The organism is Klebsiella sp. CSG-1, from assembly GCF_056521145.1.
On the sequence record NZ_JBWNLD010000002.1, the window covers coordinates 250,115 to 276,240 of the forward strand.

The window sequence follows — 26,126 nt, forward strand, 5'->3', positions numbered from 1 at the left end:
GGCCACGTTGGCACGTTCCGCAGAACCCGCGCCAGAAAACGTTCCTTCTCCCAAACCACTGTGACCGACATCGGCATGTCTCAGGCAAATCCCCAATACGCCGTGAAAAATCTGCTGGCCTGCGGTGGCCAGCATGATTCCGGCGGCGGATTTTTTTGTTCAGTCGCCTAAAGCGTGCTGCCAGTCGGCGATCAGATCCTGCGGATCTTCAATCCCGACGGAGAGACGGATCAACTGAGGCGTGATGCCATTGGCCAGCCGTTGTTCCAGCGGAATCGAAGCATGGGTCATGCTGAACGGTTGGCTGACCAGGCTCTCCACGCCCCCCAGACTCTCTGCCAGCGTAAACAGCTTCAGCCTGCTGATGACCTGCTGCGCATAGGTATCATCGCCTTTCACCACCACGGAAATCATCCCGCCGGGCAGGGCCATCTGCCGGCGCGCCAGCTGATGGTGGGGGTGCGATGCCAGCCACGGGAACCAGACTTTTTCCACCTGCGGCTGCTGTTCAAGCCATTCGGCGAGGGCCAGCGCATTGCTGCTGTGACGCTCCATACGCAGCGCGAGTGTCCGGATACCGCGTAGCGTCAGGAAGCTGCTGAACGGGTCAAGTACGCCGCCCACCGCATTTTGCAGATAGCCCAGCTTCTCCGCCAGATCGCGATTGTCACCGACGACCGCCAGCCCGGCGACAACGTCGGAGTGGCCGTTCAGGTACTTGGTCGCCGAATGGACCACGATATCGAAGCCCAGCTCGAGGGGACGGTGGATGACCGGCGAGGCAAAGGTGTTATCGGTGACGCTGATAATATTGTGCCGACGGGCAATCGCCGCGATGGCGCTGAGATCCGCCAGCTTCAGCAGCGGGTTGGTCGGGGTTTCGACCCAGATCATGCGCGTATCCGGCTGAATGGCCGCTTCAATGCCGGCCAGATCGTCGGGCTTGACCCAGCTGACCCGCAGCCCCGCGCTGTGACGGCGGACATTTTCGAGCAGCCGCCAGGTGCCGCCGTAGACATCATCGACGGCCACCAGATGGCTGTCTTTATCCAGCAGCTCGAGGACGGTGGAAATCGCCGCCAGCCCTGATGCAAACGCGTAGCCGCGGGCGCCGCTCTCCAGCTCGGCAATCGCCGTCTCCAGCGCGTGGCGGGTCGGGTTGCCGCTGCGCGAGTATTCATAGCCGGTATGTTGCCCCGGCGCGGGTTGGGCAAAGGTGGAAGTGGCGTAAATCGGCGGCATAACGGCGCCGTGCCCGTCGTTAAAGATGCCGCTATGTACGCTCAACGTATGCAAATTTTTCATCTTTCGTCCTTAGTGTTCAAGTCGGTTGCGCCAGGTCGTCAGCACGTCGCTGCGGGTGATGAGACCCAAAAAGCGTTCGTTGTCAGCGATAACGGCCACCAGGCCGCGATCGAAAATGGCTTTCAATGCGCTTTCCGGCGCGTGTTTATCCAGCGTTTCTACGTTGCGGGTCATCGCCTCGCCAACGGGCAGTGAAAAGCGCCGGCTGTCGCCCCCGACGTGGCTGATCAGATCCCACTCGTCGACGATGCCGACGACGCGGCCGTTTTCCAGTACCGGCAGCTGTGAAATGTCATACAGACGCATGCGCGCGAGAATGGCGGCGAGGGTGTCATCCGGGGCGGCGGTAACGGTGGCTCCCTCATCGTGGCGCAGGGCGATAAAATCGCTTAAATCGCCGCGCGTCGGCCGGCTCAACAGGCCCTGCTGGCGCATCCAGTCGTCGTTAAACATTTTGGAGAGGTATTTGTTGCCGCTGTCGCAGGCGAAGGTGAGCACTCGTTTCGCGGTGGTCTGCGCCCGGCAGTAGCGCAGCGCGGCACTCAGTAAGGTGCCGGTTGACGAACCGGCAAGCACGCCCTCGCTTTGTAAGAGCTGGCGGGCGGTCGCGAACGCTTCGCTATCGCTGATGCGATAGGCCGTTCGGACGCCGTCCAGATGGGCCAGCGGTGGAATGAAGTCTTCGCCAATCCCTTCGACCAGCCAGGAGCCTGTTGCACCGTAGCGCCCGGTTTCAACCTGGTCGGCAAGGATCGATCCCGCCGGGTCGGCAAGAATAAATTCGGTTTTTGGCGAGTGTCTGGCAAACCAGGCCTGCAGGCCGCCGAGGGTGCCGCCGGAGCCGACGCCGACGACGATGGCGTCGATATCCCCGTCGAGCTGATCGTATATTTCGGGCGCGGTAGTGGTGGCGTGCGCCAGCGGGTTGGCTTCGTTATTGAACTGGTCAATATAGAAAGCGCCCGGTGTTTCCTCCGCCAGGCGGCGCGCATAATCCTGATAATAGGCCGGGTGGCCCTTATTCACATCCGAGCGGGTGAGGAGCACTTTGGCTCCCAGGGCGCGGAGATGGAAAATTTTCTCCCGGCTCATTTTATCGGGAACCACCAGCGTCAGGGCGTAATTTTTTTGCGCGGCGATCAGCGCCAGCCCCAGCCCGGTGTTACCCGCCGTCGCTTCAATAAGGGTACCGCCGGGTTTTAATTTCCCCAGCCGTTCCGCCTCGTTGATCATCGACAGCGCAACGCGGTCTTTAATCGACCCGCCGGGGTTCTGGTTTTCCAGCTTTAAAAACAGGCTGCAGGGGCCGGTATCCAGCTTATGCAGTTGAAGCAGGGGAGTGTGACCAATCAGGTCGCTAATGGAGTGAAAGACTGACATAACTATTTGCCCATTCGTATCGAGATATTTGAATGGTAGGTCTGCAAAATTGGTAATTTAAAGAATATTTGTCCGCTATTAAGAGCGAAATGGAATATAAGATGCTTTTTAGCCATCCGGAGGGAAAGCCTGTTAGCCGCCTGGGTGTGTTGATTTCCAGATAAGCCCTTTTTTGCCGTATTTTTCACCGGATTATCCCTTTCCTGGCGACGCTTATCTTTATTTCGGCAAAGGATTGGCGAAAATATTCCATAGGCTGCAGGAGATTTTTATGGTTGGTGATTATTATTTTTTCGCCAGCTGCGCAAATTCATTGGTCGCGTCAGCGACGCGCCGTAGGCACGGCAACAACGAGTAGCGGTCGGCCCGCGCAAAGCACAAAGTCGGCTATTTAATGCCAGTATTGATACATGCTGATGCGGTGTTCTGCATGGTAAGCTCCTTTAATAAGCTGTTCCCCGGAAAGAACAGTAATAAATAATGATGATTTGCAGAAAGGTGATATGTGCCGGAATTTATTTCATTAGCAATAAGCTCGTTTTGGCCGATGCTCTATGCCGGGCTGGTTTTTACTATTCCCATAACCTTAATTTCATTTTTCCTCGGGCTGCTGCTGGGGTTTATTGTCGCGCTGATTCGTTTATATGGCCCGGCACCGTTGAAAAACGTGGTGCGTTTTTATGTCTGGATTATCCGCGGTACGCCTTTGCTGGTGCAGCTGTTCCTGATTTTTTATGCCCTGCCCAGCGTCGGGATCACCCTTGACGCCTTTCCGGCCGCGGTTATCGGCTTTACCCTGAACGTCGGCGCCTTTACCTCGGAGGTGATCAGGGCGACGCTGCTGTCGGTCGCCAAAGGGCAGTGGGAGGCCGCGCACTCTATTGGCATGAGCTGGGGGCAATCGCTGCGTTATATTATTCTGCCGCAGGCGGCGAGAGTGGCGGTGCCGCCGCTGTCGAACACCTTTATTTCATTAGTTAAGGATACCTCGCTGGCCTCGGTCATTACCGTTCCGGAACTGTTTTTAGCCGCTCAACGTATTGCCGCCGTCACCTATCAGCCGCTTATTCTGTATAGCGAAGCGGCTCTGCTCTATTTATTAATTTGTTCGGTTTTATCATATTTACAGTCCCGGCTGGAATTACGTTTAGAAAGAAATACGGTGGCAAAGGAAGAACATCATGATAACGCTGTCCGGACTTGAAAAGAGTTTCGCCCGCCAGAAGGTGCTGCATGATATTTCGCTAACGATTCCTGAGGGGAGCGTGACGGCGCTGATTGGCCCATCGGGCAGCGGTAAAAGTACATTATTACGCTGCATTAATTTACTGGAAATCGCGCAGGTCGGGAAATTAACGATTGGTAATGAGGAGATTATTTTTTCTCCCGCCGCGACGCCAAAAAGAAAAGACGTTCGGCGTATTTGCCAGCAAACCGGCATGGTCTTTCAGAACTTCCAGTTATTTCCGCATCTGTCGGTGCTGGAAAATATTATGCAGGGGCTGATGGTGGTGCAGAAATGGCCCCGCGAACGGGCAAGGGCACGGGCGGAAGAGCTGCTTGCTAAAGTCGGCCTGGCGCACAAGCGCCATGCCTGGCCGGCGATGCTCTCCGGTGGCCAGCAGCAGCGGGTCGCCATTGCCCGGGCGATGGCCCCCTCGCCGAAAGTGCTGCTCTGCGATGAGCCGACCTCGGCGCTGGATCCTGAACTGGCTCAGGAGGTGATCGCCGTTTTGCGCCAGCTGGCGCACGAGGGAACGACGATGCTGATGGCGACCCACGATCTTCGGCTGGCGGCAAATATTGCCAGACAGGTGGTGTTCCTCGAGTCCGGTCAGATTGTGGAGAGCGGGACCTCGCGGGACATTTTTACCCGGGCAAAGAAAACGCGTACGCAGCTTTTTATTTCCACGCTGACCGAGACGTTTCCCGACTCCTGGGAAATTTAAAAAATAACCCGGCAATCCAGATAAAGGAGTAAATGATGAAAGTATTGATGACCGCATTGCTGGCTACCGCCATTCAACTGAGCGTGACGCACGCGGCCTGTGCCGGGGAAAACCTGGCGAAGATAAAATCAGCAGGAGTATTTAAAGTCGGTACCGAAGGGACCTTCCCGCCTTTTACCTACCATGATACTTCCGGCAAGCTGGTGGGGTTTGATGTCGATATCGCGCGTGAAATTGCCCGCCGGATTGGGGTGAAAGCGGAGTTTGTTGAGGGCAAGTGGGACGGTCTGGTGGCCGGGCTGGATGCTAATCGCTACGACGCGGTGATTAATCAGGTCTCGATTACGCCGGAGCGTCAGGCGAAATATGATTTTTCGGTCCCCTATATCACCCCGAAAGCGGTCCTCATCGTGAATAACAACAATCAGGATATTCACACCTTTGCGGATTTGAAGGGCAAAAAGTCCGCCCACACGCTGACCAGCAACTACGCGCAAATTGCCCGTGAAAATGGCGCGGAGGTGGTGGGGACGGATGGCTTTGATCAGTCAATCGCCCTGGTATCACAGGGGCGCGCGGATGCGACCATCAACAGCAACCTCTCGTTCCTCGATTTCAAAAAGCACAAGCCCGACGCGCCGGTGAAAATTGTGGCGGAAAGAACCGATGCTGAACAAGAAGCGGTGTTGATCCGCAAAGGGGAACCGGAGCTGCGCCAGGCGATCGATGCCGCCATCGCCGATATTCGCGCCGACGGCACCTATCAGCGAATTTCCAGGCACTATTTCGGCGCGGACGTCTCGAAATAGCCCCGCGGGCTACGTTAGCACGCTGTTTCTGGCCAGACTCGCCTTGCGGTACTGCAGCGGCGTCTGGCCCATCATCTTCCTGAAGCAGGTAATAAAGTAGGTCACTTCGCGAAATCCGACTTCGGCCGCAATCTCATCCATACTGACGCTGGTGCTGCGCAGGAGATCGCAACTGCGCTTTATTCGGCGCGTCAGCAGATACTCGTGGATGCTGCCGCCCGTTTGCTGGCGGAATATGCGCGAGGTGTAACTGCGCGACAGGCCCAGCGCCTGGGCGAGTTCATCCAGCGAAAATTTGTTGGCGTAGTGAGCCTCCACCCAGCTCATAATCCGCGACGCGACCGTCTGCTGTCGGGGAATACATGGCTCGGGTAGCGCGGGGAGAAAGCCCATTATCTGCATCACCAGAAAGGCCACCTCGCTGGTGGCGATCTGCCCGCCGTGATACAGCCCGTCAAATTGGGTCAGAATTCTCTCCATGAAAGGGCCGTGTTCGCTGAGGTCGTAAATTTGTGCTGGCGCGTTGCTGGCGGCAAGCGCGGCAAACTGGGCCTGATGGCGCGAAAACCCCCCCATAATGCTTTCGACTACCGACTGTTCAATATGCATCGTGGTGCGGTGATAGGGATTTTTCTCGCTGTGGTCGACCTGCACTTTGTGCAGGCGAAACGGAGGAAAAATAAACAGGCGCCCCGGGCGAGCGGTGTAGTGCTGGTTATCTACCACCACAATGCCATAGCCGCTGGAGATATAGAGGAATTCGACGCACTGGTGCCAGTGGTAGTAAATCGCGCTGGTTGAGCGCAATCGGTTAAAAGAGATCGCCCGGCTATCGAGTGTGATGCGTTCCAGCCGCTGTGATTCACTCATTTTTCCTCCAGGACAACAGATTTAAGTTTTTACGCCATCATTTGCAATTTATCCCCCCGGCAGCGTGAAATATCCAGCAAAAATGAAATGGCGGTTTAATTTTGTGATTGTGCTCACTTAGCCGCACAAATAAAAGCGACTATTCTTCCTCCCGTTGACGTATAAATAATTTTATAAAATCGAAATAACAATAACTTATCTAATTCTCGTGTCATGACGGGAGGACCTTTTGCAACCTGAAAATATTCATCTGACCAATCCTTTAAGAACCGGCAACGACCTCCGGCAGCTGGTCAATGAGCTGCTGAATGCCGTGTCGCCCAATTTTAAAAATGATGCCAGCCGTGTCGATCTGGCGAATTTCACCGCCCATTACGGGCAACGCGTGGCGAGTATGGAAACCTTCTCGCGCCTGCTATGGGGCGTGACGCCGCTGCTGGCAGGCGGCAGCGAGCCGCAACAGTTTTCTTTCTACCTGCAGGCCATTAAAAACGGAACCAACCCGCGGCATGCCGATTACTGGGGAGAAGTGAACCCCTACGATCAGCGCATCGTGGAGATGGCCGCCTACGGCCTGCTGTTAGCGCTGGCGAGCGATAGCGTGCTGACGCATTTCAACGAGCAGGAGAAAGCCCATCTCTGGCGCTGGTTGCAGCAGAGCGAGGCGCAGGCGATCCCGGACAATAACTGGCACTTCTTTCCCATTCTGGTACAGGTCGGTTTTCATCACGCCGGGATGCCGACCAATCCTCAGGTGCGGGAAGCGCATTTTAACGCCATGGAACGCTACTACCTGGGCGACGGCTGGTATTCCGATGGCCCGGACAGGCCGCGGGACTATTACATTTCGATGGGCTTCCACTTCTACGGGCTGATTTACGCGAAGCTGATGGCCGATATCGACCCGCAGCGCTGTGCTGAACTGCGTCATCGGGCGCTGCTGTTTTCCGCCGACTTTATCCATTTTTTTGCCGACGACGGGGCGGCCGTGCCGTTTGGTCGCAGCCTGACTTACCGTTTTGCTCAGGCGGCCTTCTGGAGCGCGGCGGCTTTTGCCGGACTGGAGGCATTCTCCCCGGGGGTGATAAAGGGCATCGTCCTGCGCCATCTCCGCTGGTGGCTGAAGCAACCGCTGTTCGATCGTGATGGCGTGCTGAGCGTGGGCTATAGCTACCCGAATCTGATTATGGCCGAGGATTACAATGCGCCGGGCTCTCCCTACTGGGCCCTGAAAACCATGCTGGTTCTGGCGATGGGTGAGGATGATCCCTTCTGGCTGGCGCCGGAGCTGCCGCTGCCGCCGCTCGCCGCGCAGCACAGCATCAAGCACGCCGATCAGGTGCTGGTGCATCAGACCGATCATCTGTGGATGCTCACCTCCGGCCAGCTTGAGCGGAATAACTTCGTCAATACCGAAGCGAAATATTGCAAGTTTGCCTACTCCACGCGCTACGGATTCACGATTGAGCGCGGACGCTATGGATTAAGCCACGCTGCGCCTGACTCCATGCTGCTGCTTTGTGAGAAAGATGATTACTGGCGCGGGCGGCGCGACTGTGACGCGGTGACGACTGCCGATGGCATGATTTACAGTCGCTGGCTGCCGTGGCGCGATGTGGCGATTGAGACCTGGCTTATCGCGATGGGCGACTGGCAGCTGCGCGTACATCGTATCCGCACGGCCCGCGCGCTTGATACGGCCGAAGGGGGATTCAGCGTGCCGAACCGCCCCCTGCCTGAGGTGCAGGACGGGGAGGGCGGCTGCCGGATCATCACCCCTGCCGATACGTCGGCCATTCTCTGCCTGAGCCCGCAAAGGCGCTGCGGCGAGGCGGTACTGACGCCGCCTAACAGCAACCTGCTGTTTGCCGAACGCGCGGCGGTTCCGGTGTTACGCGGTGATTTAGCACCAGGAACACATCTGTTGTTAAGTGCGGTCTGGGCGGGGAATCCCGACACCTTTGCACCGCAGGGTTGTCCACAGGCCTTCATCAGCGATGATGCTGTACGCTTCGTGACGGCACAGGAAGAAAAACATCTTACGCTGTCCCCGGAGAACGTCCTATGACCACTTCATCCTCTGTGCGTGGCGCACAGTACAAAATGAGCACCTTTATCTTTCTCTACTTTTTTACCTGGTCTTCAAGCTTTGGCCTCTATGCGCTGTGGCTGAGCCAGAAAGTCGGCCTCGATAGCATCACCATCGGCAGCGTTTTCGCCATCAACGGCGTGTTCGCGGTGATCCTGAAGCCGGTTTACGGCTACATCATGGACAAGATCGGCATGAGCAAATGGCTGCTCTATTTTGTCTGCGCCGTGTCGGCCCTGATGGCGCCGTTCTTTGCCTTCGTCTATCAACCTCTGCTGCAAAGCCACACGACGATCGGCATCATCCTTGGCGCGCTCTATTTAAGTCTTGGCTGGTATGCGGGCGTCGCAGCGTCGGAATCGTATGCCGATCGCTTTAGCCGGCTGTACGGCCTGGAGTTCGGCCGTATTCGCATGTGGGGATCGCTCGGCTGGGCGATGGCCGCTTCCGTTTCCGGGCTGCTGTTCAACTTCACGCCGCTGGCCAACTTTCTGTTGAGCAGCAGCACGTCGCTCCTGATGCTGCTGGTATTAATCAGCCTGAAGATCGGCGATGAGCAGTTGCGTAACAACAGCGTGATTTCGGCGAACAAAATCGTTTTTAGCGACGTGATGCAGTTACTGAAAAGCCGTAAATTCTGGATGTTCAGCCTGTATGTCGCCGGTGTCGCATGGATGATGTTTATTGCTGAGCAGCAGTTTCCGCGCTACTTCGTCTCCTTTTTTGCCACCAAAGAGCAGGGGAATGCCTGGTACGGCTATCTCAGCACCGTGCAGTCCGGTATGGAATTCGTGATGATGATGTTCATTCCGCTACTGGTGAATCACTACGGCGCAAAGCGGGGGCTGCTGTTCTGCGGCTGCGTTGTCGGGGCCAGGCTGATCGCCTCAGGCTTGACCAGCGATCCGGTGATCATCTCGATTATCAAACCGTTTTATGGCGTCGAAATCGCGCTGTTGCTGATTTCGGTCTTTAAATACATCGCCGAGCACTTTGACCGCAGAGTCAACGCCACGATGTACCTGCTGGGCTATCAGGCGATGATCTACGTCGGTTCTATTGTGGTGGCGCCGCCGGCGGGCTACCTCTACGACAAAATCGGCTTTGAGCATACTTATCTGCTGATGGGCAGCTGCGCTCTGCTGTTTACCCTTATCTCCGCTTTTACGCTCTCGCGCTGTCGCTCGACGTGGGACGCATCGCGACCTTTTTCCCCGGCGCTGGACGCCACCCCGGTTGAACCGGCCAAACATTAATTCAGGAGTTGTTATGTCCAAAAAGGTGATTACCGAAGCCCTCCGCCCCGTCGAGCTGTATCAGGTCGACCGGCTGGCGCTGCGCCAGAAGCTCGATGATGCGCTGGCCCGCGTGACCCGCAAGCTCGATAAAAACATTGTCGCTTTTGGCGATAAATTCCCGGGCGAGGCCTGTGAAAACGGCATCTGGCCGCGTTCTGAAAACGTCGAGTGGACGACCAGCTTCTGGCCGGGTCAGCTGTGGCTGGCGTGGGAAATGAGCGGTAATCCCGCCTATCGCGAGGCGGCAGAGCGCTATCTGCCCTCTTTTGCCCGGCGCATCGAGGAGCGTATCGATACGGCGACCCACGATCTGGGGTTTCTCTATACACTCTCCTGCGTCAGCGCATGGCGACTCACCGGCAATGAGGCCGCCCGCCAGAGCGCGCTGCTGGCCGCGGAAACGCTGATGGAGCGCTTCAACCCGACGGCCAGAATTATTCAGGCCTGGGGGGATCTGAACGACCCGGAACAGCAGGGGCGGATGATCATCGACTGCAATATGAATCTGCCGCTGCTCTACTGGGCCAGCGAGCAGACCGGGGACCCGCGCTATGCGCAGGCGGCCACGGCTCATGCGCAACAGGCGGCGCGCTATATCGTGCGTGAAGACGCCTCGACCTACCATACCTACTACATTGACGTGAACAGCGGCGAGCCGCGTTTTGGCAACACCCATCAGGGCTATAGCGACACCTCCTGCTGGTCCCGCGGCCAGGCATGGGGCATCTACGGCTTCCTGCTCAGCTATCGCTATACCGGTGATAAAAGTATGGTGGAGCTGTCGCGCAGCCTGGCCCACTACTTCCTCAACCGCCTGCCGGAAGATGATGTGTGCCACTGGGATCTGGCCTTGCTCGGTACCGACGCGGTACGCGACAGCTCGGCGGCGGCGATTACCGCCTGCGGTCTGCTGGAGCTGGTCAATGCGCTGCCGGCGCTCGATCAGCATCGCCTGCATTACGAGGAGATGGCGTTGCGTATCGTCCAGTCGCTGACCGATAACTATCTGGCGACCGACGATGACCCGACCGAAGGGCTGCTCAAGCACTCGGTTTATCACATGGGCAGTGGAAAAGGGGTGGATCAGTGCTGCAGCTGGGGTGACTACTTCTATCTTGAAGCACTGATACGTCTGCGCCAGACCTGGTACTCGTGGTGGTAATGGCGAAATGGAGAGAGAGAACATGAAAACGGTAGCGGTCTTATTGGCCCCGGGCTTCGAAGAAGGGGAAGCGATTGTCGCAATCGATGTTTTACGGCGCTTGAAGATCCACGTGCAGACGATTGCCTGCGCGCAGACGCGCGAGGTGGTTAGCTATCACGCTATTCCGATGATGGCGGACAGTACGCTGGCGGAAAGCATGGAGCAGACTTTTGACGCGGTGGTCCTGCCGGGCGGGCCTGAAGGGAGCGTCTTTCTGGCCCAAAGCGAGCAGGTGATCGCCTTTGTACGCCGCCACGATGAGCTGGGTAAATACCTGTGTCCGATTTGTTCCGCCGCGGCGCGCGTGCTGGGGGGCAACGGTCTGCTGAAAGGCCGCCGCTATGTCTGTTCCGGCGAGCTCTGGCGGCAGGTGACCGACGGCGTATATGTTGACGCCGATGTGGTGGAGGACGGCAATCTGATTAGCGGTCGGGGGCTCGGGAAGGTGTTTGATTTTTCCTTGACGGTGGCGGCGCGTCTGCAGGGCGATGAGGCGGCGGCCCGTGAGCATGCGGAGCATATCTATTACCGCTGGTAGCGCAGGGGGCGGTCGCCGGTTATCAGGCGCGCTGAGGTAAGCAAAAACTGGCCCGGGCAGATGTCCCGGGCTTTAGCGATAAGGCCCGTCGTTTGTATCCGCCCCCCATCGCGGCCAGACAGGTTATTGCCAGGAAAGGGTCATGCTCGCCAGGGGGTAGGCAGAGCCCGGTACCAGAGGTATCGCCGCATCGATGTTTTCTCTGCCTCTGAGGTTGGGTTACGTCATTCGATCACGCCAGGTCCGCATCAGTCATACATGGGCGAGAAAATCTTGTCAGCCCATAGACTTCTCCGTTAGTCATGGCTTCGCATATGGCAGAGCTGAAAATCACTTCTTTTACCGATGTTCAAATAATCCGCTGTCGGAAAACATAAATCTGGTTCTGTAATGGTGAAGGTGTCTTTCCTGGTTATGATTTTTATTGCTATAAGGATTTTGTTTTAGATGGGGTTTTATTTTTAATGTTTATTGTTTTAGTTTCAGAGTGGTGAGTGGGGATTTCAAGGGCCAGTGATATAATTTTAGAGGTGGTGTTTTTTAAATAAAGCAGAGTCAGTAGCTTTGGGTTTCTTCGGGGCTTTCAGCTATTCATCGGCATGCCTGTCTTCGGTGGGAGCTGGCGCGGCGAATAGTTTATACAGTCAAGTGGAGATGAATCAGTGCCACATTATTCCCTGATTTATCCTTTCTTTTTTCAATTGCGGAAGGTGTGAATCCAAGAGCCGTGTAAACCAGTAACCCGCTTGTATTTTGATTAAAACAGGAGACGGCAATCTCTGATGCCTGATACTTCTCGCGAGCAATTGAACACATTGTCGCTATTAGATAGCGGCATACTCCCTGTCCTCGGAACTCAGGAGAAATAATTACGTTTCCTATAGAACAGCACCCTCCCTGTTCCCAGCGGTAGACATTTGCAAAACCTACGGGGACTTCATTAATAACAAAAACGGTTGAGTCCTGGCGCTGGGTAATCGCTTCTCGCAATTGAGAGACGGTAAGAGGGAACTCTGCTTTTGGGAAGAAATAGAATAGTTCTGTGGGGTTTTTGATAAAGTTGCATATTATGGCAATGTCTTCCTCTGTTACTGCTCTATGTTTTAACCCCTTTATATTCATCGGTATTATCCCTCAACAAACACTGAAAGTGGATGTGCGAAAATATTCTAATTATTGTATTAGAATAGGTCAATTACAGCGTCATCTTTTCGTCTGATTTATTCCCCTCCGGGGAATACCGGAAGGAACGGGTCAGCAAAACCGTTGACGGCCGTTAAAATAATAGCGTGAGAAGGATCAATCTTGTGTCGAAACGGGTCGGGCGGATTCAGCTGAAGATGAACAATTAGCCTGGTAAAGAGAGAATCATTATAATTATGTTTGGCGTTGAGGTATTATATTTCCATTGACGATATTTTATGCTGTTAACGCCGCGGTTTTTCTCCGGTGAATTGTGCGCAGATTGAGCGCAGTGAGATTCTGATACCGGCTATGAAACAGCAGGGGATTCTCCCCCCGGAACGGCATACCTTTGCAGTTAAGGTCATAGAGCTGACGGTTGGTTGAGTGAGGTGCGAAATCAGGGCGCATCGTTTCCCTTTGCCTGCGGGAAGCCCTCTTTGCTCATCATCTTGTCGGTAGGGGGATGCGGTTCGTGTTGCAGACGTCAGAATTTATCTCGTTGTTGAGCAAAGCAGTACCGTGACAACAGTCCAGGAACGGGCGCACAGCGCAAGCGCGACTGCGGGGAGATGGCTGAGTACCTGTGCTCTTTTTGCATCGGGTGCAGGCATTCGGCAACGTGTTTTTCGTCGATGAATGCTTCATTAACGCGGGGAGAGGTTGGGGTCAGAGACTGCGGCGGCGTGGTTACTTGCCGCCTCCTGTCTTTGCGCAGTGCAAAGCAGTGTATCAATTGAATGTTTATCGCTTAAGATTTTCAGTATAAAGCTAATATTGCATCCTTTAACAGGAAAACGACGTATGAAGCCAAAACAAGCGGAAATTATCCGTCATTCCATGTCCCTGTTTAACCGGGAAGGGTACCTGTCGCCAAGCATCGACCGAATTTCGGAAAATGCGGGCATCTCTAAAATGACGTTCTACCGCTACTATCCGGATAAAGAAGCGCTCATCCTCGCTATTTTACAGCTGAAAGAATACGAGTTTATGCAGGATCTGCAGAACATTATTGCGGATAAATCCTCGGCGCGGGAGAAGCTGTTTGCCGTCTTTGAATACTACAACAACTGGTTTAAGTGCGAGGATTTTCATGGCTGCATGTTCACCCGCGCACTCTTCGAATATGGCACTTCTTCCCAGTCCATCCGGATGACCTGCTCGACGTTTAAATCACGCCTTTACCAGTTTTTTCGCGACATTCTGGTGAGCGTATTAAAACCGGAGCCGGCGGAACGGGTGGCGATGATGATGGTCATGCTGATCGATGGCGCAATCGCCGCCCAGCAGGCTGAGTCATCTGAGTGCCGGGAGATCCCCCCGGGAATGACGGCCTGGAGTGCGGCGAAAGCTCTTATTTATTCCGAAGGCGGGACGCTCTGATCATCGTACCGTGTTGGGTATTTCAAGTGCGCGTAACGTCTCCAGCAGGCGATCGTAGTAATCGTTGCAGGTTTGCAGTCGCAGCGCGGCGCCGAAGTACACTTCCTCCATCGCTGCCGGATGTCTTTTACCTGTCGGTACGATAACGTTATTCAGCCATCCATCGGCGTGCCCGATATCAACCGTGATGTGTTCAGCATAATAATGCACATCGCGTTCTGTCATGCCAATACGCAGGCAACCGGCGACCAGTTTTTGATACTGGGGGGGATCGAGTAATTCAGTCATCGCCATCACGCCAGGCGATTTGTAGTAGTGCTGCCGGTTCACGCCGCCAGGCATGAAAGCGTTATATCCCGCAAGCCCTTGCCAGTCATACAGATGGGTAAAATGATTATCGGGTAAGGCAATATCCCGACGCTTCAGTAAATCCTTATACAGATTGACGTGCGTGATTTCATTGTTCCTCGATAACGTGCGCCTGACCAGCTGCGATAACAGCAGAACCCCTTTCCAGTGGAATGATGGTCCTAACGCTGGTTTCACTAGCGGCAAGCCCTGGTTTCACATCAATCCAAACTATGTGCAAATCAATGCCGAGCGCGAGTCGGCCCAGGGAGATTCGGTGCTGAATGACTATAAAAAAATGATTCAGCTGCGTCATAAAATTCCGGCGCTGGTGTATGGCGCCTATCAGGATCTCAATGCCCAGGATAATACTGTCTATGCCTGTACGCGAATCCTGGGCAGGGAGCGCTATCTGGTCGTAGTGAACTTTAAAGAGCAGCCTGTTCGCTATCTCCTGCCGTCCAGTGATGCCATCGAGCAGGTTGTTATCGAGACTAATCAGCATAACGATACGCCGCAGGGAAGTACCTCTATCGCCTTAAGCCCATGGCAGGCGGGCGTGTATAAACTGCATTAATCAGGAGAGCGGGGCATTCATTTACGCATCACAAATGATTCGGGAGGGCCCGCTGGGGCGTTGAACAGCGCGCTTGTCGCGCTGGCCCCGAAGGGGTGAGCGGCGTGCGGCGTGCCTCGAATAATCGAACGAAGTTCGATGAAGAGTCCGTGTTGCAGAAAGCAAAAAACCAGCCCTTAGGCTGGTTTCTTTAAATAAGTGGTGCCCGGACTCGGACTAACGCCGCAGGCGTTGAACAGCGCGCTTGTCGCGCTGGCCCCGGAGGGGTGAGCGGCGTGCCGCGAATAATCGAACGAAGTTCGATGAAGAGTCCGTGTTGCAGAAAGCAAAAAACCAGCCTTCAGGCTGGTTTCTTTAAATAAGTGGTGCCCGGACTCGGACTAACGCCGCAGGCGTTGAACAGCGCGCTTGTCGCGCTGGCCCCGAAGGGGTGAGCGGCGCGCCGCGAATAATCGAACGAAGTTCGATGAAGAGTCCGTGCTGCAGAAAGCAAAAAACCAGCCATCAGGCTGGTTTCTTTAAATAAGTGGTGCCCGGACTCGGAATCGAACCAAGGACACGGGGATTTTCAATCCCCTGCTCTACCGACTGAGCTATCCGGGCAACGGGGCGCATTAAAACCGATTCGCCTCGCTTCGTCAACGAAATTTATTTAAATCGATGCAGACTGCACAATCTATCACCAGTTTGAATTAAAAGCACCCGTTTTCAGGTGAAAAAAAGCGTCCAGGCCGCTGAAATCGGCATCGCCAGGAGCAGGGCTGGTAGCATGTTAACCACCGCAAACATCTTAATTCCGCAGATACGCAGGCCAGTCGCCAGCAGCAGCATGCCGCCGACGGCGCTGAAATCGGCCATCATCATCGGCGTGGTGAGCGGCATGATCAGCGATGCACAGGCCGCCAGCGTGAGCTGGATGAGCAGCATCGGGACGCAAATAGCTGAAACGGCAAATCCCAGCGTGCAGGCGAAAATCGTGGCGGTGAAAAAGTCGAGAAAGGCTTTGGCGATCAGAATGCTGGCATCGCCGGTCATCCCTTCGCGCATGGCGCCGAAAATCCCGGTACCGCTGGCGCAGAACAGGACAATAATGGCGACATAGCTCTGAATAAACGACGTATTCAACTGCGCCTTTTTTTTGCCCGCTGGCGTGAGCCACTGCTGAAGCTTGCTGACCAGAGTATTGATGCCTTTTTCCATATTGCAGGCTTCGCCAAGCAGAGTGCCGACCAGCGTGGAGAGCACCATCACCGGCAGGTTGGCGCATTTCACTACCAGCAGAATACCAATTCCCAATGAGGCCAGACCGAAAATAGAGGTCATCGATGTCCGAATTCGCTCCGGCAATCGTTGGCTTAACAGCGCGCCCAGTACGCCGCCTAAAAGGACCGCGCCGGCATTAATAAAAGGTCCTGTCACCATAGCAGTGCTCCTGTTCATTATCCCTGACAACGGCATCATTATGACCCGAAAGCAGGGTAAAGACCTGCAAATACGTCGCCAGTTTGCATACAGATTTCATCTTGCGCAGGTATGTCAAAGGTGACATTATTGCGCGAATTTTCTTCTCTTCAGCGATGAGGCCGCCGATGATCACCCCATCCGTACATCATCATTGCCGCTGCGCGCAGATGCGTAAGCCGTCTCATCTTGCTACTCTGCATTCTGATTCCCTGCCCCCCATGCGGTGAAGGCAGCGCATGCTCACTGCAGGACAACAGTAAGATCGGACCCGGTCTGCTTTTACTGATGTCTGGCGGTCGGAGCTGGAATCCAGTCGGACCCTGACATTTCGTTGGGCAAGGCATCAACGCCTTGCCTGAAGCCTTTTACTCTCCGGAAACGGGTATTCGCGCTAATGAAATCAATGCACATTGCCGCCAGCCACGCGCTGGTCTCTCATCTCTCTACCCACCGTCGCGTGGTGGCGCTGGACAGTACTGATTTTACCGATGTGGCGGCAGTCGTCATTACCGCAGCGGACAGCCGCAGCGGCATCCTCTCTCTGCTTAAACGCAGCGGCTTTAACCTGCCGGTCTATCTGCTGACCGATAGCGACATGGCAAAGCCAGACGGCGTGACGGCGATCATCGGCGGGAAGGAGCAGGAGTGGCTCGAACTGGAAGCCGCTGCCTGCAGCTATGAAGAGAACCTGCTCCCGCCGTTCTTCAATACCCTGACGCAGTACGTCGAGATGGACAACAGCACCTTTGCCTGTCCGGGGCATCAGCACGGTGCTTTCTTTAAAAAACACCCGGCGGGCCGCCAGTTTTTTGACTTCTTTGGCGAAAACGTCTTTCGCGCCGATATGTGCAATGCCGATGTGAAGCTTGGGGATCTGCTGATCCACGAAGGCTCGGCGAAGCATGCGCAGAAGTTCGCGGCGAAGGTTTTCAATGCCGACAAAACCTATTTTGTCCTCAACGGCACCTCGGCGGCGAATAAAGTGGTCAGCAACGCGCTGCTGACGCGCGGTGACCTGGTGTTGTTCGACCGCAATAACCATAAATCCAACCACCACGGCGCGCTGATTCAGGCGGGGGCCACGCCGGTCTATCTCGAAGCGTCGCGAAATCCGTTTGGCTTTATCGGCGGCATCGATGACCACTGCTTTGATGAACACTACCTGCGTAATCTGATTCGGGAAGTGGCGCCGGAAAAAGCCGACGCGCCACGTCCGTTCCGTCTGGCGGTCATTCAGCTGGGCACCTACGACGGGACGGTCTACAACGCCCGTCAGGTGGTGGATAAAATCGGCGGCCTGTGCGACTACATTCTGTTTGATTCCGCGTGGGTAGGCTATGAACAGTTTATTCCGATGATGGCCGACTGCTCCCCGCTGCTGCTGGAATTGAATGAAAACGATCCGGGCATTTTTGTAACCCAATCGGTGCATAAGCAGCAGGCGGGGTTCTCGCAAACGTCGCAGATCCACAAAAAAGATAATCACCTGCGCGGCCAGGCGCGATTCTGCCCGCATAAGCGGCTGAATAACGCCTTTATGCTACATGCCTCCACCAGTCCGTTTTACCCGCTGTTTGCGGCGCTGGATGTGAACGCCAAAATCCATGAAGGAGAGAGCGGTCGCCGGCTGTGGGCAGAGTGCGTGGTGCAGGGCATTGAAGCGCGCAAGGCGATTATCGCCCGCTGCAAAATGATACAGCCGTTTATTCCGCCGGCTGTGGCGGGTCGCCCATGGCAGGATTATCCTACCGAGACGATTGCCCGCGAGCGGCGTTTCTTCAGCTTTGAACCGGGCGCCAGCTGGCACGGTTTCGCGGGTTATGCCAGCGAGCAGTACTTTGTCGATCCCTGTAAGCTATTGCTGACTACCCCGGGTATTGACGCCGAAAGCGGCGAATATACCGGGTTCGGTATTCCGGCGACCATTCTGGCGCACTACCTGCGTGAGAACGGCATTGTGCCGGAGAAGTGCGACCTGAATTCGATCCTGTTCCTGCTCACGCCGGCCGAGAGTGCGGAAAAAATGGCCCGCCTGGTGGCGATGCTGGAGCAGTTTGAACAGCATATCGAAGCCGACACGCCGCTGGCCGATGTACTGCCGACTATCTATAACAAATATCCGGTTCGCTATCGCGATTATACCCTCCGCGAGCTGTGCCAGGAGATGCATGATCTGTATGTCAGCTTTGACGTGAAGGATCTGCAAAAAGAGATGTTCCGCAAGCAGAGCTTCCCGCGCGTGGTGATGAACCCCCAGGATGCAAACCGCGAGTTTATTCGCGGCAACGTTGAGCTGGTGCGGTTAAGCGAGGCCGAAGGCCGGGTCGCCGCGGAAGGGGCGCTGCCGTATCCGCCGGGCGTGCTGTGCGTGGTACCGGGAGAAGTTTGGGGCGGGGCGGTACTGCGCTATTTCCTGGCGCTGGAAGAGGGCGTCAACATGCTGCCCGGTTTTTCACCCGAGCTGCAGGGGGTATATAGCGAAACGGATTCTGACGGCATCAAGCGGCTGTACGGCTATGTGCTGAACCAGGCGGCTATGCGCCTTTCTTAATAGCGACCCCTCTCCCGCAGTGTGTCGGGAGAGGGGATGCGGTGGCTCAGCCCGCGCTATGTCGGTACATTCTGCGCGGATGGCCAATCTTACCGTATTGCATCTCCACGCTGAGAAAACCGCTCTCCACGCAGTGTTCCAGATAGCGGCGGGCGGTGGTTTTGCTCAGTCCCGTCGCGCTCGCGACTTCGTCCACCGAAAAGCAGCGCAGCGTATGGTGGCTAAAGAGATTTTGTACCCGCGCCAGCGTATTCCCCTCTATGCCTTTGCTGCCGTTATCCTGACGGTAGTTTTTCGCCTGCAGTTGATACAGGGAATCCACGTTTTGCTGATCGACGATCTTCCACACCCGCTGCTGTTCAGCGAACTGCATAAAGCGCTCAAGTGACTGGTTAAGACGCTTCCACGATACCGGCTTGAGGATGTAGTCGAACGCGCCGTTGCGGATCGCCAGGCTACAGGTATCCATATCGCTGGCGGCGGTGATAAAAATGACAGAACAGGGGGTACGTGCCAGCAGCGCATTACCGATAAGCGTAATGCCTTTCCCGTCCGGCAGGTAATTATCCAGCAGCACCAGCTGCGGCCGCTTACTCTCAATTTGCGTCTGCGCGTCGGCCAGGGATGACGCAATGCCCACCAGCCGCAGGCCCGGATGTTTGCCAATCAGCTCCGCATGCAGCTGCGCCAACGCGTGCTCGTCTTCCACGATCAGTACATCGATAAGTTCATGTTGCATAGTCGGTCTCTTCCAGTTCCTGTTCCGGGCGCCAGGCGCTTCCCGTGGCGGGAATAAACAGTGAAAAAATCGCGCCGCGGGGCATATTGTCGGCGACCTCGATCGTTCCGCCAGCCTGGCTGACATAGCTGTCGATCAGGTACAGTCCGATACCGTGGTCGCCGCAGGTTTTGGTGGTGATGCCGCGCTCAAATATCCTCTCGCGCAAGGCCGGTGTAATGCCGACGCCGCGGTCGGCGACTTCAATAATCAGCTCACGGGTGTTGAGCTTAATCAGCACCTCTACCGCCTCGTGCGGCAGCGGCGCGCGCTGCGTCGCTTCAATGGCGTTATCCAGCAGGTTGCCGATAATCGAAATCAGCTCTGCTTCGGCAAGCGGAGCGAAGGGGCTCGCCATCCGGCAGGCCGGATCGAAGCTGAGTTGCACCCCTTTTTCGCGGGCGCGGGAGGCCTTGCCTAACAGCAGACCGCACAGCGTTGGCGAATGAAAGCGCGACGAGATAAAGTCCAGCAGCTCCTGGGCGTGTTCTGACTGGGCCTGAATATAGCCAATGGCTTCCTCATAACGCCCCATATGCAGCAGGCCGGAGAGCGTGGTCATGCGGTTGAGCTGCTCATGGCGCATGATGCGCAGATTGTCGACGTAGCGTTTCACCTGGCTGAGCTGAGCGCTGAGGGTGTCTATCTCATTGCGATCGCGGAAGGTTATCACCCAGCCCTGCAGCGAATCCTCCAGCATGATCCGTACGCGGCTGGCGATCACCGTCAGATCGTTGAACCGACAGATCTCATCATGCGTGTCCCGTTGCAGCATCGTTTGCGGTGAGAAGAAAGGGACGGGGGCGATCACCTGGCCGATCGGCTGTCCGCGCAGCTGTCGGGCGGGCTGGTTCAGGCCCAGCAGCTTCCGCGCAGCCTGGTTGATCACCTCGATCCGCAGATGGTCATCGATAGCGATCACCCCTTCGTAGATCGACTCCATCATCGCTTTTTGCTGGCGCACCAGCAGGCCGATTTCACGCGGCTCCAGCGAGAAAATCTGCTTCTTAATGCTGCGGGTAAAAAACCACGAGAACACGAACAGGGCAACGAGCAGCAAAATGGCAGCGAGCAGAATATTGACGGCTTTACTGACGGTAATGGTGTCGAGGTAGCTGGTGAGGTAGCCCACGGAGACAATCCCCACCACCTGACCGTCATCGCTGAAGATTGGTGCTTTGCTGCGTAGGGAAATCCCTAAACCCCCCTGGCGAATGGTGGTGGTGGTTTTGCCCTTCAGCACCTCCTCATTATCACCGCCGACGAGCAGAGTGCCGACCCGGTCGGCGAAGGCCGAATGAAACAAATGACGGCCCTGATTATCGCCGACGACAATAAAACTGGCATCACTGCGCGCCGCTATTTTATGCATAAAATTAGTGATTGCGCTAATATCCTTGCGGGCGACATTTTCACGTAATACAGGGATGATGGCGATCTCTTCTGCTTGTATTTTTGCCCGCGTGCTCATTTCCATATACAGCTGTTTTTCGACATCAATATAATAATAGCCTCCTAACAGCACGAAGAGCACTGAGAAAAAGGCCGTCAGTGAAATGAACAGCTTTATTTGAAATGAAACTTTCATCGCTATCACGCTGGGTATCAAGGGAAGTGGCTAATATATCATCTTTTTTCCGGCTGACATCTGCTTTGCCGGAAACTTGTGATCCTTTGCACAAGCGCTCTGCATGAGAAAAATATTGCTGTCGCCACAGATCTTAAATTTAGGTTAATAAATGTTATTTGTTTGTTCGTTTTAGAAAATAAACCATAAAAACCACGCTAATAAATAAACTGTGAATCACATTAAATAAAAGAAACCATTAAAACCATAGCGTCCATTAAAGTTTCGGTTTTAATATGCTGAGCCTCACATTAAGTCTGCTTCGGGCACATTAAGCTGCCTGCACAAAATAACCAAGGGGCTTAATTATGAGCACAACTGACGATTCTTTCTCTGTTACCCAGGACCCAATTGATATTCATAAACCTTCGCTCAAAGAGCGCTGGTGGCATATTATGGATAGCTGGAAAGTGGGGATTATTCCTTTACCGCTGTTTGTTCTTGCCGGGCTGCTGATCGCCATCGATTGTCTGGGGGGGAAGTTACCGAGCGATATCGTGGTGATGGTTGCCACGCTGGCTTTTTTTGGTTTTGCCTGCGGTGAATTCGGCAAGCGTCTGCCGATTGTCGGCAAGCTCGGCGCGGCGGCGATTTGCGCGACGTTCATCCCCTCCGCGCTGGTTTATTACGGCCTGCTGCCGGACGTGGTGGTGGAGTCCACCACCAAATTCTACAAATCCACCAACATCCTCTATCTCTATATCTGCTGCATTATTGTCGGCAGCATCATGAGCATGAACCGCACCGTGCTGATCCAGGGCTTCCTGCGCATCTTCTTCCCGATGCTGTGCGGGGAAATCGTCGGCATGATCGTCGGCATGGGGGTGGGGCTGGCGCTCGGCCTCGAACCATTCCAGATCTTCTTCTTTATCATTCTGCCGATCATGGCGGGCGGCGTGGGTGAAGGGGCGATCCCGCTGTCGATCGGCTATGCGACGTTGCTGCATATGGATCAGGGCGTGGCGCTGGGACGCGTCCTGCCGATGGTGATGCTGGGCGGCCTTACCGCCATTATCATCTCCGGCTGTCTGAACCAACTCGGCAAACGCTATCCGCACCTGACCGGTGAAGGCCAGCTGATGCCAAACCGCGCGAATACCGACGAAACGGCCTCACAGCCTGCCTTCTCCGGCAAAGTCGACGTCACCACCATCGCTTCCGGCGCGCTGCTGGCGGTACTGCTGTATATGCTGGGGATGCTGGGCCACAAGCTGATTGGTCTGCCTGCACCGGTTGGCATGCTGTTTATGGCGGTGCTGGTGAAGCTGTTTAACGGCGTCTCCCCGCGCATTCTTGAAGGTTCTCAGGTGGTCTACAAATTCTTCCAGACCTCTGTGACCTATCCCATCCTGTTTGCCGTTGGCGTAGCGATCACCCCATGGCACGAACTGGTCGCCGCTTTCACCGTCAGCAACCTGCTGGTGATTATCAGCACCGTCTCTGCGCTGGTGGCGACCGGTTTCTTCGTCGGCAAAAAGATTGGCATGCATCCGATTGATGTCGCCATCGTCTCCTGCTGCCAGAGCGGACAGGGCGGCACCGGCGATGTGGCGATTCTGACCGCCGGCAACCGTATGAGCCTGATGCCATTCGCCCAGATTGCCACCCGCATCGGCGGGGCGATCAACGTCTCCATCTCGCTGTTGGTTCTCGGCAACTTCCTCGTTTAAGTTTTCAGGAAAACATCATGAAACTCGCAAGCTTTATCTATCAGGGTTCCCGTAGCTTTGGCATCGTCAAGGCGGAAGGGATGATCGATTTAGGTCGTCGCCTCGGCGATCGCTACGGTGACCTCAAGGCGCTGCTGCAGGGCAACGGGCTGGCGGAAGCCGGCCGCTATCTCAACGATGCGGTCGATGTGCCGATGAGCGCCGTCACCTTCCTGCCGGTGATTGAGCAGCCGGAAAAAATCCTCTGCGTCGGCATGAACTATGCCGAAAAGCGCAAAGAGTTCGACCAGCACAATCCGGCGCCGACGCTGTTTGTTCGTTTCCCGGATTCGCAGACGGCGCACAACGCGCCGGTGCTGAAACCGCGCCATTCCAGCGAATTTGACTACGAAGGCGAACTGGCGGTGATTATCGGCAAAGGCGGCGAAAACATCCGTCGCGAGGAGGCGCTGCGCCACGTTGCCGGCTACAGCTGCTACATGGATGGCTCCGCGCGCGACTGGCAGCACAGCTGGTTTACCGCGGGGAAAAACTGGCGGCAGACCGGCGCATTCGGCCCGTGGATGGCGACCGCGGATGAGATCCCGGATCCGCATCAGCTGACGATCCGCACCTGGCTGAACGGCCGGATGGTTCAGGATGACAACACCAGCAGCATGATCCACAAGGTGGCGGAACTTATCGAGTACATCAGCACCTTCACCCGCTTAAGCCCGGGCGATGTGATCATCACCGGATCGCCGGGCGGGGTGGGGAAAAAGCGTAACCCGCCGCTGTTTATGCAGGAGGGCGATCGCATTGAGGTTGAGATTGAGCATATTGGCCATCTCAGCAATGTGATCATGGAAGCGCCAGCCAGCACGCTGACGACGGCACACTGAGTAGGGCGTGATGATGGACTCGCAACCCGCTATCGACTTTCGCTTCACGGAAGTGGCCCAACACCCGGAACGTCTGAGCCAGATTCGTTACCTGCTGACGGACAGCGGTCTGGGGATGGACAACGATATCACGCTGTTTGTTGAGGCCTGGTCCGGAAGGCAGCTGGTGGGCTGCGCGGGGCTGGCCGCCAACGTTATCAAATGCGTGGCGGTCGATGAGCAGCTGCGCGGTGTGAACCTTAGCGCGCGGCTGCTGGCGGAAGTGGAAAACGTCGCCCTCGCGCGCGGCCATTTTCATCTCTTCCTTTGCACCCGGCCCTGCAACGAGGAGCGCTTTGCCCGCAGCGGCTTCTGGCCTGTCGCCCGCAGTGGCAAGAACGCGGTATTGATGGAAAACACGCCGCAGGGCATTACGCGCTACTGCCGTTCGCTGCGCCAGGAGCGCCGGCCCGGCCAGGATATCGGCGCGATTGTCATGAACGCTAATCCGTTCACGCTTGGCCACCGTCATCTGGTGGAACACGCGGCGGCACGCTGCGACTGGCTGCATCTGTTTGTGGTACGTGAAGACGCCTCTTTCTTTCCGTTCACCGCGCGTCTGGAGATGGTACGGGCCGGAGTGGCACATCTGTCGAATGTCTCCGTGCACGAGGGCTCGCAGTACATCATCTCGCGCGCCACTTTTCCGGCCTACTTCCTGAAAGAGAGCGGAAAAGTGCAGCAGGCGTGGAGCGAAATCGACGTGCTGATCTTTCGCGACTACATCGCGCCGTCTCTCGGCATTACCCATCGTTTTATCGGCTCCGAGCCGTTTTGCGATATCACCCGTCAGTACAACCAGACGCTGCATGAACTGCTGGCTGGCCACATCCACGTTGAGGAGGTGGCCCGTATCAAGGCCGGGGGCAGCGCCATTTCGGCCTCGGAAGTCCGTCGTTTACTTAAGACAGAACAGTATTCTCGTATTCGGGACATTGTCCCGGAATCCACTTTCGCGCATCTCGAAGCGCACTACAGCGCGGAAGTCGCTTAACTATCAGGAAACGAACATGAAAATTGTAAGGGAGGCGCTGGCCGGTACGCAGGAGTCCAGCGACCTGATGGTGAAAATCGCCCCCGCCGACGGCGAGCTGGAGATTGTCATCCACAGTGAAGTGATGAAGCAGTTTGGCGAGCAGATTCGTCAGGTGGTTGAGGAAACGCTGCGCGCGATGGCGGTGCGGCAGGGATTGATTATCATCGAAGACAAAGGCGCGCTGGATTGCGTCATTCGTGCGCGATTGCAAAGCGCGGTGCTGCGCGCCGTCGATGAACCGCATATCGACTGGAGGACACTGTGATGAACAGGCTCCGTCGTAGCATGTTATTCCTGCCGGGCGCTAACGCAGCCATGCTCTCTACCGCCTTTATTTACCGTCCCGATTCGATCATGTTCGATCTTGAGGACGCGGTGGCGCTGCGTGAGAAAGACAGCGCGCGGCTGCTGGTCTGGCATGCGCTCCAGCACCCGATGTATCAGGATATCGAAACCGTGGTGCGCATTAACCCGCTGAGCACGCCGTTTGGCTTGCTGGATCTGGAAGCCGCCGTGCGGGCTGGCGTGGACGTGATCCGATTGCCGAAAACCGATACTCCGGAAGATATCGACGAACTGGAAAGCCACCTGGTGCGTATCGAGCGCGACTGCGGGCGTGAAGTGGGGTCCACCCGCATCATGGCGGCGATTGAGTCGGCCGTTGGCGTCATTAACGCCGTGGCCATTGCCCGCCGTTCCCCGCGGCTGATTGGGATTGCGCTGGCGGCCTTTGATTATGTGATGGATATGCAGACCGAGCGCAGCGACGGTACCGAACTGTTCTACGCCCGCTGCGCGGTACTGCATGCCGCCCGGGCAGCCGGTATCGATGCCTTCGACGTGGTGTGGTCAGATGTGAACGACGAAGCCGGATTCCTGCGCGAAGTCGAGTTGATCCGCAAAATGGGCTTTAACGGCAAATCGTTGATTAACCCGCGTCAGATTGACCTGCTGCACAATGCGTATGCGCCAACCCGGCAGGAGGTCGAACACGCGCAGTTAGTGATTGAAGCCGCGCAGGAGGGGGAACGCAATGGCCTGGGCGTGGTCTCGCTCAACGGCAAAATGGTCGATGCCCCGATTATTAACCACGCACAGAGAGTGCTGGAACGCGCGGCCGCCTCCGGCGTGCGCCGTTAAGGATAAAA

General features: G+C 55.9%; 22 protein-coding genes, 1 tRNA gene and 1 pseudogene. 15 read left to right on the top strand and 9 right to left on the bottom strand.

Features of this window, described 5'->3' with window-relative positions; genetic code table 11:
* Window positions 1–159 precede the first annotated feature (159 nt).
* The gene (locus AC007G_RS05730) at window positions 160–1,305 is read right to left on the bottom strand and encodes a trans-sulfuration enzyme family protein (RefSeq protein WP_032690718.1); all 1,146 of its coding nucleotides are present in this window, start codon (window positions 1,303–1,305) and stop codon (window positions 160–162) included.
* A gap of 9 nt (window positions 1,306–1,314) precedes the next feature.
* On the bottom strand, window positions 1,315–2,691 hold the full coding sequence (locus AC007G_RS05735; RefSeq protein ID WP_162180068.1) for a pyridoxal-phosphate dependent enzyme: 1,377 nt from the start codon (window positions 2,689–2,691) through the stop codon (window positions 1,315–1,317).
* A 541-nt stretch (window positions 2,692–3,232) separates the two neighbouring features.
* Between AC007G_RS05735 and AC007G_RS05740 the strand changes: the two genes are divergently transcribed.
* The 3 genes from AC007G_RS05740 to AC007G_RS05750 are packed head-to-tail and all read left to right on the top strand — an operon-like array spanning window position 3,233 to window position 5,443.
* Window positions 3,233–3,889, top strand: a complete 657-nt coding sequence (locus AC007G_RS05740) for an amino acid ABC transporter permease (protein WP_049268324.1) — start codon at window positions 3,233–3,235, stop codon at window positions 3,887–3,889.
* The gene (locus tag AC007G_RS05745) at window positions 3,867–4,634 is read left to right on the top strand and encodes an amino acid ABC transporter ATP-binding protein (protein ID WP_479466555.1); all 768 of its coding nucleotides are present in this window, start codon (window positions 3,867–3,869) and stop codon (window positions 4,632–4,634) included. Before AC007G_RS05740 ends, AC007G_RS05745 begins: the two co-directional genes overlap by 23 nt.
* A 35-nt stretch (window positions 4,635–4,669) precedes the next feature.
* Window positions 4,670–5,443 (top strand): amino acid ABC transporter substrate-binding protein, encoded by a 774-nt coding sequence (locus tag AC007G_RS05750; protein ID WP_032690722.1) that lies wholly within the window; start codon window positions 4,670–4,672, stop codon window positions 5,441–5,443.
* Between the two features lie 9 nt (window positions 5,444–5,452).
* Here AC007G_RS05750 and AC007G_RS05755 read toward each other — a convergent pair whose 3' ends face one another.
* Window positions 5,453–6,313: an AraC family transcriptional regulator gene (locus AC007G_RS05755; protein WP_335289767.1), complete on the bottom strand. Its 861-nt coding sequence runs from the start codon at window positions 6,311–6,313 to the stop codon at window positions 5,453–5,455.
* Window positions 6,314–6,542: 229 nt separating this feature from the next.
* Here AC007G_RS05755 and AC007G_RS05760 point away from each other — a divergent pair, with 229 nt between their 5' ends.
* Genes AC007G_RS05760 through AC007G_RS05775 form a run of 4 tightly spaced genes read left to right on the top strand, consistent with a single transcriptional unit; the run spans window position 6,543 to window position 11,442 of the window.
* Window positions 6,543–8,381 carry a DUF2264 domain-containing protein gene (locus tag AC007G_RS05760; protein WP_335289766.1) on the top strand — a complete coding sequence of 613 codons (1,839 nt, stop codon included), beginning with the start codon at window positions 6,543–6,545 and terminating at the stop codon, window positions 8,379–8,381.
* Window positions 8,378–9,658 (top strand): oligosaccharide MFS transporter, encoded by a 1,281-nt coding sequence (locus AC007G_RS05765; protein ID WP_032698786.1) that lies wholly within the window; start codon window positions 8,378–8,380, stop codon window positions 9,656–9,658. Before AC007G_RS05760 ends, AC007G_RS05765 begins: the two co-directional genes overlap by 4 nt.
* A gap of 13 nt (window positions 9,659–9,671) precedes the next feature.
* Entirely contained in the window at window positions 9,672–10,862 is a 1,191-nt protein-coding gene (locus AC007G_RS05770) for a glycoside hydrolase family 88 protein (protein WP_142629894.1), read from the top strand.
* 22 nt (window positions 10,863–10,884) lie between these two features.
* Window positions 10,885–11,442, top strand: coding sequence for a DJ-1/PfpI family protein (locus AC007G_RS05775; protein ID WP_136893864.1), 558 nt, complete (start codon window positions 10,885–10,887; stop codon window positions 11,440–11,442).
* A gap of 636 nt (window positions 11,443–12,078) precedes the next feature.
* Here AC007G_RS05775 and AC007G_RS05780 read toward each other — a convergent pair.
* Complete coding sequence (locus AC007G_RS05780) at window positions 12,079–12,564, bottom strand: GNAT family N-acetyltransferase (protein ID WP_132467412.1); 486 nt, start codon at window positions 12,562–12,564, stop codon at window positions 12,079–12,081.
* Between the two features lie 864 nt (window positions 12,565–13,428).
* Between AC007G_RS05780 and AC007G_RS05785 the strand changes: the two genes are divergently transcribed.
* Entirely contained in the window at window positions 13,429–14,007 is a 579-nt protein-coding gene (locus AC007G_RS05785) for a TetR/AcrR family transcriptional regulator (protein ID WP_094898464.1), read from the top strand.
* Here the strand turns inward: AC007G_RS05785 and AC007G_RS05790 are convergent.
* Window positions 14,008–14,472 (bottom strand): annotated as a pseudogene (locus tag AC007G_RS05790) (iron-containing redox enzyme family protein); the annotation flags it as partial. It lies immediately after the preceding gene.
* Window positions 14,473–14,482: 10 nt separating this feature from the next.
* On the opposite strand from AC007G_RS05790, the gene AC007G_RS05795 reads away from it, so the two are divergent.
* Window positions 14,483–14,932 carry an alpha-amylase family glycosyl hydrolase gene (locus AC007G_RS05795; protein WP_447121636.1) on the top strand — a complete coding sequence of 150 codons (450 nt, stop codon included), beginning with the start codon at window positions 14,483–14,485 and terminating at the stop codon, window positions 14,930–14,932.
* A gap of 527 nt (window positions 14,933–15,459) precedes the next feature.
* Here the strand turns inward: AC007G_RS05795 and AC007G_RS05800 are convergent.
* Both AC007G_RS05800 and AC007G_RS05805 read right to left on the bottom strand, forming a co-directional pair.
* A tRNA-Phe gene (locus tag AC007G_RS05800) sits at window positions 15,460–15,535 on the bottom strand.
* A gap of 105 nt (window positions 15,536–15,640) precedes the next feature.
* Entirely contained in the window at window positions 15,641–16,354 is a 714-nt protein-coding gene (locus tag AC007G_RS05805; RefSeq protein WP_032690739.1) for a DUF554 domain-containing protein, read from the bottom strand.
* A 436-nt stretch (window positions 16,355–16,790) separates the two neighbouring features.
* Between AC007G_RS05805 and AC007G_RS05810 the strand changes: the two genes are divergently transcribed.
* Window positions 16,791–18,947, top strand: a complete 2,157-nt coding sequence (locus tag AC007G_RS05810; RefSeq protein ID WP_032690740.1) for an ornithine decarboxylase — start codon at window positions 16,791–16,793, stop codon at window positions 18,945–18,947.
* 46 nt (window positions 18,948–18,993) lie between these two features.
* Here AC007G_RS05810 and AC007G_RS05815 read toward each other — a convergent pair whose 3' ends face one another.
* Together AC007G_RS05815 and AC007G_RS05820 are read right to left on the bottom strand one after the other, a co-directional pair.
* Window positions 18,994–19,686, bottom strand: a complete 693-nt coding sequence (locus AC007G_RS05815) for a response regulator (RefSeq protein ID WP_032690742.1) — start codon at window positions 19,684–19,686, stop codon at window positions 18,994–18,996.
* Entirely contained in the window at window positions 19,676–21,313 is a 1,638-nt protein-coding gene (locus AC007G_RS05820) for an ATP-binding protein (RefSeq protein WP_142629892.1), read from the bottom strand. The genes AC007G_RS05815 and AC007G_RS05820 overlap by 11 nt, the downstream gene beginning before the upstream one ends.
* Before the next feature lie 347 nt (window positions 21,314–21,660).
* On the opposite strand from AC007G_RS05820, the gene AC007G_RS05825 reads away from it, so the two are divergent.
* Genes AC007G_RS05825 through citE form a run of 5 tightly spaced genes read left to right on the top strand, consistent with a single transcriptional unit; the run spans window position 21,661 to window position 26,118 of the window.
* A complete protein-coding gene (locus AC007G_RS05825) occupies window positions 21,661–23,022 on the top strand; it encodes a 2-hydroxycarboxylate transporter family protein (RefSeq protein WP_032690744.1) in 1,362 nt (453 codons plus the stop codon).
* Window positions 23,023–23,039: 17 nt separating this feature from the next.
* Window positions 23,040–23,903, top strand: coding sequence for a fumarylacetoacetate hydrolase family protein (locus AC007G_RS05830; protein WP_032690745.1), 864 nt, complete (start codon window positions 23,040–23,042; stop codon window positions 23,901–23,903).
* Window positions 23,904–23,916: 13 nt separating this feature from the next.
* Window positions 23,917–24,936: a [citrate (pro-3S)-lyase] ligase gene (gene citC, locus AC007G_RS05835; RefSeq protein ID WP_142629953.1), complete on the top strand. Its 1,020-nt coding sequence runs from the start codon at window positions 23,917–23,919 to the stop codon at window positions 24,934–24,936.
* Window positions 24,937–24,952: 16 nt separating this feature from the next.
* Window positions 24,953–25,243 (top strand): citrate lyase acyl carrier protein, encoded by a 291-nt coding sequence (gene citD, locus AC007G_RS05840; RefSeq protein ID WP_032697600.1) that lies wholly within the window; start codon window positions 24,953–24,955, stop codon window positions 25,241–25,243.
* On the top strand, window positions 25,243–26,118 hold the full coding sequence (gene citE / locus AC007G_RS05845; RefSeq protein WP_004867558.1) for a citrate (pro-3S)-lyase subunit beta: 876 nt from the start codon (window positions 25,243–25,245) through the stop codon (window positions 26,116–26,118). Before citD ends, citE begins: the two co-directional genes overlap by 1 nt.
* The last annotated feature ends 8 nt before the right edge of the window (window positions 26,119–26,126 follow it).

Coding starts and splice junctions, on each gene's coding strand:
- AC007G_RS05730 (WP_032690718.1), bottom strand. CDS start 1,305: ATGAAAAATTTGCATACGTTGAGCGTACATAGCGGCATCTTTAACGAC.
- AC007G_RS05740 (WP_049268324.1), top strand. CDS start 3,233: ATGCTCTATGCCGGGCTGGTTTTTACTATTCCCATAACCTTAATTTCA.
- AC007G_RS05745 (WP_479466555.1), top strand. CDS start 3,867: ATGATAACGCTGTCCGGACTTGAAAAGAGTTTCGCCCGCCAGAAGGTG.
- AC007G_RS05750 (WP_032690722.1), top strand. CDS start 4,670: ATGAAAGTATTGATGACCGCATTGCTGGCTACCGCCATTCAACTGAGC.
- AC007G_RS05755 (WP_335289767.1), bottom strand. CDS start 6,313: ATGAGTGAATCACAGCGGCTGGAACGCATCACACTCGATAGCCGGGCG.
- AC007G_RS05765 (WP_032698786.1), top strand. CDS start 8,378: ATGACCACTTCATCCTCTGTGCGTGGCGCACAGTACAAAATGAGCACC.
- AC007G_RS05770 (WP_142629894.1), top strand. CDS start 9,672: ATGTCCAAAAAGGTGATTACCGAAGCCCTCCGCCCCGTCGAGCTGTAT.
- AC007G_RS05775 (WP_136893864.1), top strand. CDS start 10,885: ATGAAAACGGTAGCGGTCTTATTGGCCCCGGGCTTCGAAGAAGGGGAA.
- AC007G_RS05780 (WP_132467412.1), bottom strand. CDS start 12,564: ATGAATATAAAGGGGTTAAAACATAGAGCAGTAACAGAGGAAGACATT.
- AC007G_RS05785 (WP_094898464.1), top strand. CDS start 13,429: ATGAAGCCAAAACAAGCGGAAATTATCCGTCATTCCATGTCCCTGTTT.
- AC007G_RS05805 (WP_032690739.1), bottom strand. CDS start 16,354: ATGGTGACAGGACCTTTTATTAATGCCGGCGCGGTCCTTTTAGGCGGC.
- AC007G_RS05810 (WP_032690740.1), top strand. CDS start 16,791: ATGAAATCAATGCACATTGCCGCCAGCCACGCGCTGGTCTCTCATCTC.
- AC007G_RS05815 (WP_032690742.1), bottom strand. CDS start 19,686: ATGCAACATGAACTTATCGATGTACTGATCGTGGAAGACGAGCACGCG.
- AC007G_RS05820 (WP_142629892.1), bottom strand. CDS start 21,313: ATGAAAGTTTCATTTCAAATAAAGCTGTTCATTTCACTGACGGCCTTT.
- AC007G_RS05825 (WP_032690744.1), top strand. CDS start 21,661: ATGAGCACAACTGACGATTCTTTCTCTGTTACCCAGGACCCAATTGAT.
- AC007G_RS05830 (WP_032690745.1), top strand. CDS start 23,040: ATGAAACTCGCAAGCTTTATCTATCAGGGTTCCCGTAGCTTTGGCATC.
- citC (WP_142629953.1), top strand. CDS start 23,917: ATGGACTCGCAACCCGCTATCGACTTTCGCTTCACGGAAGTGGCCCAA.
- citD (WP_032697600.1), top strand. CDS start 24,953: ATGAAAATTGTAAGGGAGGCGCTGGCCGGTACGCAGGAGTCCAGCGAC.
- citE (WP_004867558.1), top strand. CDS start 25,243: ATGAACAGGCTCCGTCGTAGCATGTTATTCCTGCCGGGCGCTAACGCA.